The sequence below is a fragment of the Streptosporangium sp. NPDC006013 genome, assembly GCF_040614275.1.
Lineage (GTDB): Bacteria > Actinomycetota > Actinomycetes > Streptosporangiales > Streptosporangiaceae > Streptosporangium.
This window is the reverse complement of sequence record NZ_JBEXUE010000450.1, coordinates 1-8,116: the sequence shown is the minus strand read 5'-3', so window position 1 is coordinate 8,116 and position 8,116 is coordinate 1. Positions and strand designations below refer to the sequence as shown.

General features: G+C 68.1%; 9 protein-coding genes. 6 read left to right on the top strand and 3 right to left on the bottom strand.

The window, feature by feature from the left end; translation table 11 throughout:
* Positions 1-456 precede the first annotated feature (456 nt).
* From ABZ260_RS41180 to ABZ260_RS41160, 5 genes are all read left to right on the top strand, one after another.
* A complete protein-coding gene (locus tag ABZ260_RS41180) occupies positions 457-879 on the top strand; it encodes a DUF6069 family protein (RefSeq protein ID WP_355628575.1) in 423 nt (140 codons plus the stop codon).
* A gap of 127 nt (positions 880-1,006) precedes the next feature.
* A complete protein-coding gene (locus ABZ260_RS41175) occupies positions 1,007-1,681 on the top strand; it encodes a helix-turn-helix domain-containing protein (protein WP_355628572.1) in 675 nt (224 codons plus the stop codon).
* Positions 1,678-2,388: an SRPBCC domain-containing protein gene (locus ABZ260_RS41170; protein WP_355628569.1), complete on the top strand. Its 711-nt coding sequence runs from the start codon at positions 1,678-1,680 to the stop codon at positions 2,386-2,388. The genes ABZ260_RS41175 and ABZ260_RS41170 overlap by 4 nt, the downstream gene beginning before the upstream one ends.
* Positions 2,389-2,479: 91 nt before the next feature.
* Positions 2,480-3,052, top strand: a complete 573-nt coding sequence (locus ABZ260_RS41165) for a dihydrofolate reductase family protein (protein ID WP_355628566.1) — start codon at positions 2,480-2,482, stop codon at positions 3,050-3,052.
* A gap of 149 nt (positions 3,053-3,201) precedes the next feature.
* Positions 3,202-3,876, top strand: coding sequence for a hypothetical protein (locus ABZ260_RS41160; protein ID WP_355628563.1), 675 nt, complete (start codon positions 3,202-3,204; stop codon positions 3,874-3,876).
* Positions 3,877-3,917: 41 nt separating this feature from the next.
* On the opposite strand, the gene ABZ260_RS41155 is transcribed toward ABZ260_RS41160, so the two are convergent.
* Positions 3,918-5,312 carry a serine hydrolase domain-containing protein gene (locus ABZ260_RS41155; RefSeq protein WP_355628561.1) on the bottom strand — a complete coding sequence of 465 codons (1,395 nt, stop codon included), beginning with the start codon at positions 5,310-5,312 and terminating at the stop codon, positions 3,918-3,920.
* On the bottom strand, positions 5,291-6,403 hold the full coding sequence (locus ABZ260_RS41150) for an IS30 family transposase (protein WP_355628558.1): 1,113 nt from the start codon (positions 6,401-6,403) through the stop codon (positions 5,291-5,293). Before ABZ260_RS41150 ends, ABZ260_RS41155 begins: the two co-directional genes overlap by 22 nt.
* A gap of 72 nt (positions 6,404-6,475) precedes the next feature.
* Between ABZ260_RS41150 and ABZ260_RS41145 the strand changes: the two genes are divergently transcribed.
* On the top strand, positions 6,476-6,865 hold the full coding sequence (locus ABZ260_RS41145) for a Tn3 family transposase (RefSeq protein WP_355628578.1): 390 nt from the start codon (positions 6,476-6,478) through the stop codon (positions 6,863-6,865).
* A gap of 90 nt (positions 6,866-6,955) precedes the next feature.
* On the opposite strand, the gene ABZ260_RS41140 is transcribed toward ABZ260_RS41145, so the two are convergent.
* On the bottom strand, positions 6,956-7,987 hold the full coding sequence (locus ABZ260_RS41140; protein WP_355628555.1) for a tyrosine-type recombinase/integrase: 1,032 nt from the start codon (positions 7,985-7,987) through the stop codon (positions 6,956-6,958).
* Positions 7,988-8,116 lie beyond the last annotated feature (129 nt).

Genomic DNA, 8,116 nt, shown 5'->3' with positions numbered 1-8,116 from the left:
GAACCGGATTCCGCCGTGGCGATGCCCCGGGACACATGATGGGGGGAATCCCCTTAGCGCAACCTCCCCGGCCGCCGGAACGCGCTGGGCCATCCACGCCTCCAGGCCCTCCACTCGGGTCCGTGTCACCAGCCGCCAAGTAGAGCGTCCGCGCAGGTCGTGAGCGTCTCAGAACCATTTCTTAGAAGGTTCCGGTTCTGAGAGGAGTTCTGCGAGTGGCGACCTGGGCGAACGTCTCGCCGAACGAAGGTGCCGCCGACCTCGCACAATCGGTCATTTGTGAGAACCGCGCACAGCGGCGGTCGTGTGCGGTCAGCTGGCACTCAGGGCCGACCGTTTTTCCTGTCTTGACAATTATTCCTTTCGGTTGAACACTGGAGTGGTATCCGACGCAGCCGTGGTCGAAAACCGACCACTGACGCAAGCGGCCACCCACCCCTCGGCAAGGAGACCGACGTGTCCAGATCTACCTCGATCGCCCCTGACCACGGGCCGATCACGACCAGCCGTCGCGCGCTGTGGTTGCCGGGCCTCGCATTCGCCGCGGGAGGTGCTGTCGCCGCGACGGTGGTCGCCGCTGCGGCGGACGCCTTCGGCGTGTCGCTTGAGATCGGCGGTGAGCGAATACCACTGCTGGGCTTCACGCAGCTTGCATTTGTGTTCTCTGTCGTGGGCGTCGCGCTGGCAGCCTCCTTCCGGAGGTGGTCAGATCGGCCCGCCCGGGCGTTCGTCCGAACAGCCGTCGCGCTGTTGGCGGTGTCTCTTCTGCCCGACTTCCTGGTCCCCGATGCTGACGCCGCTACGCGGGTGACGCTGATCCTCACCCACATCGCGGTCGCTGCCATCGTCATTCCGGGGCTCCGATCCCGCCTGCGATAGCTGCCGCACGCGCCTCGGAAGGTGCCGCCGCAGTTGCCTTGGCCGCAGCCCGGTTCGCCGTTTCGGCGGGCCCACCAACAACCTCTCTTGTCTTGTCAGATTTTCTATTCCAACGGAGGTTGGGCTGGTGCTGGATGTTGCTGTGATCGAAGAAGCCGCCGCGGCCGAGGCGTCGCTGGACCCGATGAGGTCCCGGATCCTCGCCGCCCTGGCCGAACCCGGCTCCGCCACCATGCTGGCCGGCCACCTGGGGCTGCCACGGCAGAAGGTCAATTACCACGTCAAGGAGCTGGAACGGCACGGGCTGGTCGAGCTCGTCGAGGAACGGCGCAAGGGAAACGTCACCGAGCGGGTCTACCGCGCCACCGCCTCCTCCTACGTCATCTCCCCCAGTGCCCTGGCCGCCGTGATCCCGGACCCCTCCCGTGCGCCCGACCAGCTTTCCGCCCGCTGGCTGTTGGCGCTGGGGGCCCGGTTGGTGCAGGAGGTCGGGTCGCTGCTGACCGGCGCCTCCCGGGCCGGGCGGCGGGTCGCCACCTTCGGCATCGACGCCGAGGTCCGGTTCGCCACGGCCGCCGACCGGACGGCCTTCGCCGACGACCTGACCCAGGCCGTGGCAGCCCTTGTCGGCCGCTACCACGACGAGGCCGCCCCGGAGGGCAGGAGCTACCGCATGGTCATCGGGCTGCACCAGATACCCGCGGCACCGTCCGCCGCCGCAGGAACCGCGGCCGGCCCGGAGCAGCAGGCCGGGGGGACACACGCGACCGAATCCGACGCAGGACAGGAGCACCGAGGATGACGCACCCCTTCGAGATCGAGCTGGAGACGACCTGCCGGCGGGCCCGGAGCAGGTCTGGGAGGCCATCGCGACCGGGTCGGGGATCGACCTCCTGGTTCACGGGCCGCAACGCGGTCGATCCGCGCGAGGGCGGCGTCGCCGCCATGGACACCGGGGACAACCCGGCTGAGGCGGTGATTACCGCCTACGAGCCCGGCCAACGCTTCGCCACCCGTACCACCCAGGGCGAGGACGGCCGGTTCATGGTCTTCGAGTACCTGATCGAGGGACGAGACGGCGGCAGCACCGTGCTCCGCGTCGTCCACAGCGGCCTGCTCGGCGACGACTGGCAGGACGAGTACGACGCCCTGCGCCGCGGCCGGCCCTTCCACCTCCACACGCTGCGCGAGTACCTGGCCCACTTCCCCGGACGCACGGCGGTCCCCGTCTTCGCCTTCGCGCCGTCGCAAGGCAGGTCGGCGCAGGAGACCCGGGCGACACTCACCCGTGGGCTGTCGCTGCCGGCCCCGGCCGCCGTAGGCGACCGGGCACATGTCGAGCCGGCGGGGCTGCCGCCGCTGGACGGCGATGTGGTCCGCACCGCCGACGCGATCTACACCTTCCACCACGGCCCCGGCACCGCACTGATGTTCCACCACCTGTTCGGGCCGGACACGCACGGAGCAGAGGCCGCCTGGCAGCACTGGCTGACCGGCCTCCTCAGCTGACCCCCGGACACCCCACCGAGCCCCCGCCCCTCGGACACACCCGAAGCGGCGGTGAGCAAGACAGAACACCACACACCCGAAGGAAAGCACCATGCGTACTCTGATCAGCTCCGCCTTCATCTCACTCGACGGCGTCGTGGAGGGCCCGGGCGGCGAGCCCGGCTACCGCAACACCGGATGGACCTTCAAGGAGGTCGAGTTCGTCCCCGAGGCGTTCGAGATCAAGGGGCGGGAGCAGCAGGAGGCCACCGCGGTCCTGATGGGCCGGGTCAGCTACGAGGCGTTCAGCCCGGTGTGGCCGGACATGGAGGAGTTCGCGCACTACAAGACGATGCCGAAGTACGTCGTCTCCACCACCCTCACCAACGACAAGCTCGTCTCCAACTGGGGCGAGACGACCATCCTTCGCTCCCTGGACGAGGTCGCCGCCCTCAAGGAGACCGACGGCGGCCCGATCATCGTCCACGGCAGCGCCTCGCTGAACAACAGCCTCGCCGACGCGGGCCTCATCGACCGCTACCACCTCCTCGTCTACCCGCTGCTGCTCGGCGCCGGCAAGCGCCTGTTCCCCGCCACCGACAAGGACACCCAGAAGCTCAAGCTCATCGAGCACGAGGCTTACAGCAACGGCCTGCAGAAGCAGGTCTTCGACGTCCTCCGCTGAGGGCGCTCCGGTCATCTAGGGGGTCAGCCCACATAAGCCCAAAACCCACACTGGGATGATCTTGAAGGGTTTGGCGGCGGGGTTGATGAAGCTGTGATCTTCTTCGCCTGTTGTGCGTGTGTTCGTCTCGCTACGGTTTGTTCCGTCCGTTGAAGGCTCGCAAGATCGCGGCCAAGGCGATGACCCGGGCGGCTTGGGTGAAGAACCATCCGCCGGATCTGATCAACGTGGCGTTGGAGCGGCTGGCGCGGGCGCGGTTGGAGCTGCCGGCGTTCTCGACGCTGGATGCCATGGAGTCGACGATCCGCACTCAGGTCAACGGGCAGATCTTCCAGACGATCTGGCGGCGTCTGAGCGCGCAGGACCGTGCCCGTATCGAGGCGTTGCTGGTGGTCGGGCCGGGCGGCAAGAGTGGTCTGGACCGGTTGAAGAAACCGGCGCGGCGGGTGAGCTGGTCGAAGTTCAGGGAGCAGGCCGCCCACCTGGCGTGGGTGGAGGGGTCGTGCGATACCGAGGCGGTGCTGGAAGGCATCGCCGCCTCGAAGATCGCCGATTTCGCCGGGGAGGCCGATGCGGCCGACGCCGACGTGCTGGCCCGGACCTACACCGTCGACGCCAAGCGGGTCGCGTTGCTGGTGTGCCTGATGCACACCGCCCGGGCGCGGGCGCGTGATGATCTCGCCGAGATGTTGTGCAAGCGGATGGCGGCCACGAACAAGAAGGCCAAGGCCAAGCTGGAGGAGATCCACCTGCGGCAGCGGCAGGTGGTGGAGAGCCTGATCCTCACCTACCGGCGCCCGCAGCACCCCGGCTCTCCGATGTGAGCGGACTGGAAGGAGCCGGGGCGATGCTGGGGCGGTCGAGGTCAGGCGATCTTGGGCGTGCAGCGCATGCTGACGTACACGCAGGGAGTGCCGTTGGTCAGAGTGGAGAACACCACCGGGATGTAGTCCTCGCCGGAGGCGGCGAACACCGTCTGCGACACCGGCGTCAGGTCCGCCTCCAGCGGTGGGGAGAAGTCCTTCATGCCGTCCACGAACTCATACCGGATGCGTGCGGCTCCGTCGTCCTCTTGGGTGATGGTGGTAAGGACGCCCTCGCGCTTGTAGACGCCCACCAGCTCCGTCATGTCCACCTTGGGCGGGGTCGCCGCCGGGGCGAAGGGGGGCGGCATGCGCACCCCGGCCAGCTCGGCCAGTAGTTCGGCGACCAGGTCGACATACAGTCGGCTGAAGTTGCCGCCGTTGGCCAGCAAGACGACGGCCACGCCCGCATGCGGGACGACGCGCAGGTAAGAGTGTTGGGTAACGGCGCTGCCGTCGTGGCCGTAGCCGGGAATGCCATTCCAGTCGTGCAGGGTCCACCCCAGGCCCCAGCCGTCGGCCGACATCGACCACTTGTCCGGGCTGTCGACCTCGCGGCGCTGCATCGCGGCAACAGCGTCGGCGGACAGGACGCGGGTGCCGTCGGCGGCGAGGCCCCCGTCCAGGTGCATCTTGGCGAACCGGGCGACATCGCCGGCCGAGACGATGACCCTGCCGTACGGCCCAGCCGAGCGCGGCATCAGGTCCCAGACCGACGCCGGATCGGGGTCCTGGCCGGGTTCGCCCAGGTGACCCATCGCCACCCGGAAGCGCAGCGCCTCCTCCGGCAGCGTCATCGAGTGCTCCAGCCCGAGCGGGGTGAAGAGCAGGTCTTTGAGCGCCTGATCCCAGGTCTTGCCGGTCAGCACCTCGATGACACGGCCCAGCACGACGTAGCCGAGGCTGCCGTAGGAGATCGCCGTTCCGGGCGGGCAGTCCAGCGCCACCTCCCTGGCCGCCTGGACGTACTTGGCCAGGCAGTCGTCACCACGCCCACCGTCGTAGCTGAAGTCGTTGGTTACCCCGCCGGTGTGCGACAGCAGCTGCCGGATCGTGATCGTCTTGGTGGCTTGCGGGTCGGGGGTGGCGAACTCCGGCAGCACGCTGACGACCGGCGCGTCCAGGTCCAGGGCGCCGGAGTCGACCAGCCGTATCACCAGCGTGGCGGTGTAGGCCTTGGCCAGCGAGCCGGCCAGAAACACCGAGTCGGTCGTCACTTCCACCCCTGTGCCCCGGTGCAGCACACCGCTGGCCAGTTCGTGAATGTTTCCACCGGTCAGCACGGCCAGGGAAGCTCCCGGCACGTGATGAGCGGCGCGCAGCTCATCGAGCCTGGCCTGCCAGCGGTCAACATCGAATCGTGGTGAACTTAGATTCAAAGAGTCAAGGCAACACATTGGGCCGGGGTTCGGTAGCCGAGGTACTTGCGGGGGCGGTTGTTCAGTCGGGCGGCCAGGGCGTCGAGGTCGGCTTGGCTGTACAGGCTCAGATCGATGCCTTTCGGTAGATATTGCCGGATCAGTTTGTTCGTGTTCTCGTTTGTGCCCCGCTGCCATGGGCTGCGCGGTGCCGCGAAGAAGACGTCGACGCCGGTCGCTTCGGTCAGCAGCTGGTGGCCGGCGAGTTCCATACCGCGGTCCCAGGTCAGAGTGCTGAGCAGGCGAGCATCCATCAGTGAGAACGCCTGCTGCAGGGCAGGGATGACCGTCGTAGTGTGACGGCTGGGTAGCGCGACCATGGTCAGGTAGCGGGACTTGCGGTCGACCAGCGTCGCGACCTGGCTGCTCTTGGCTCCGACGATGAGATCGCCTTCGAGGTGGCCGAGCTCGGTTCGGGCGTTGGCTGCGTCAGGCCGTTCCTCGATCGGCCGTGCCCCGGTGATCTGGGAACGCCACTGGCCCTTGACCGTGTTCTTCTTGTTTTTGCGGATGGGACGGCGCGTGCGCAGCTTGGTGCACAGCTCACGCGGGATCACTTTCCAGCGAGTCGTGTAGATCGCGCGGTAGATGCTTTCGTGGCTGATCCGCATGAGCGGGTTGCCGGTGTGCATCAGCCGCAGGTGTCCCACGATCTGCTCCGGGGACCACTCGTTGTCGAGCAGTTCGATCACCAGCTGGCGCAGCATCGGGTTGTCCTGCAGGGCGGACGGTTTTGGGCGACGTGCCTGCTCTTGAGCGCGTTGCTCGGCGGCGACCGCACGGTACTTCACTCGGCCGCCGTTGCGGGCGACCTCCCGGCTCACCGTGGATGCCGGGCGGCCGATCGACACGGCGATCGAACGTAGTGAGGCTCCAGCCTCGATGCCGCGAGAGATCGATTCCCGGTCCTCGGCACTCAAACGGTCGGCCCGGCGCACCCGCTCGGCCGGCGCGCTGCCGCCATGGTGCTTCAGCACCGTGAAAATCGACCCCGGGGGCTTGCCCAGTGCCCGGGAGATCACGCTGATGGAGTCACCGGCGCGCCACCGCCGCCACAAGTCTTCTTTCATCGCATCCGACATTCCCGGCCGACCCATCCGAGTCACGATCCACCCATCCACTAGCAGCGTTGCGTTGATCGTCTGAATCTAAGCCTCCGGAGACCGTCCCGCGCGCACCAGCTCCACCATCTGCCGGCGAAACTCCGGCGGATAGTTGTTCGGCACAGCAGACTCCTTCTTTCGGGAACCAGGGTTCCCCAGAGATCAGGTGTCCACCAAACCGGGTCAACTCCACTGCTGGCAAACCTGGTGATCTTCCACAATGCCCTGGATCTCATGGACGTGGTGCGTATCTTGGTTGCCGAGGGGTGGACCATCACCGCTGATGAGCTCGGAGCGCTGTCGCCCTACCTGCGCGCCTATATCCGCCGCTTCGGCGCCTACGCCACCGACGAGATCGGCGGTAAGCCGGCGGCGTTCAACCCGGAACTCAAGGAGATCGACTTCACCGCCGTCGAGTTGGCCGCCTGACGGTGGTGATTCTGCTGGTGGCGCCACCGGCCTGCCTGCCCCCGGCTCTGTCCGGACCGCCCGTTGCCCAGGCGTACGGTGAGCGTGGTGTCAGGTGGCGCGGCGTGCTCGGGGGTCGCGGGAGGCGACGTGGCTGGCGACGGCGTCGACGCCGGGCCGGGCGTAGCGTTCGAGGGAGCGGACGGAGGCGTGCCGGGAGCGGGCCAGCAGGGTGGGGGTGTTGGTGCCGTCTTCGGCCTCGTGGGTCAGCGCGGAATGGCGTAGCTGGTGCAACGTCCACCCGCCGCGCAGTTCGAGTTCGGCGGGGTCGGTGATGCCGGGGTGGGCCAGCGGCCGGGTGAGGCTCTCGAACAGTTCCGCGGCGCGCCGGTAGGACAGGCGCGCTCGGCCGGTCACCGGGCAGACATCGAGGGTGGGGGTGTGGGCTGGTGCTCGCCGGTCGGTAAGGAAGACCGGGCCGCGAGTGCGGCCCTTGAGCAGCCGGGGCAGCAGCTGGGCGGTGCCGGACTGCCAATGCACCCAGTCGGTGGCGCCGCCCTTGGAGACGATACGGGCGCGCTTGTCGGCAAGGAGGAGATCGTCGATGTCGAGGCTGAGGATTTCCTCGGCGCGGGCGCACGTGTCATACAGGATCCGCCACAGCGTCTTTTCGCGCAGGGGCGCCTTCAGTTCGAACAGCGCGGCGATCTGCCCGCGTGACAGCGCCCGGGGGCGGTCCGGCGGCGCGGGGCGGCGTTCGATCCCGGCGATCGGATTGGTGGCGAGCCAGCCCCGGGTGCGCCACCAGGCGATGGCGGCCTTCAGCACCGACAGCTCCCGGTTGACGGTGTCGGCGTCGACCAGCCGGGCCCGCTGCGCGAAGGTCTCAGCGAGCATGCCGGCGGTGGCTGGCGCGTCCAGGGTGCTGAAGGGGACGGCGGGCGGGGTGGTGCCGCGGCGGGCTCTGCCGAGTGGCGGCTGCTCGCCGCGCGCGAGCCACGTCCAGGTGGTCAGCGAGATCCGGTAGATCCGCTGGGAGGAGGCGGCGATCCCGGCCGAGCGCAGATAGATCTCGACCGCGTCGGTGTAGGTGTCGGGCCGATTATGCCCGAGCGGGATCACGTCGGCGGCGATCAGGCTCATGTGTGCGCCCCTCCCTCTCTGCCACAGTAAATGCGTACACCTCGACCATGATCACCAGTGTGGGTGATCCAGCTCAGCCGGCCGGGTCACCGGGATACGGGCTCATCGGCATGATCGTACGTGCTGACC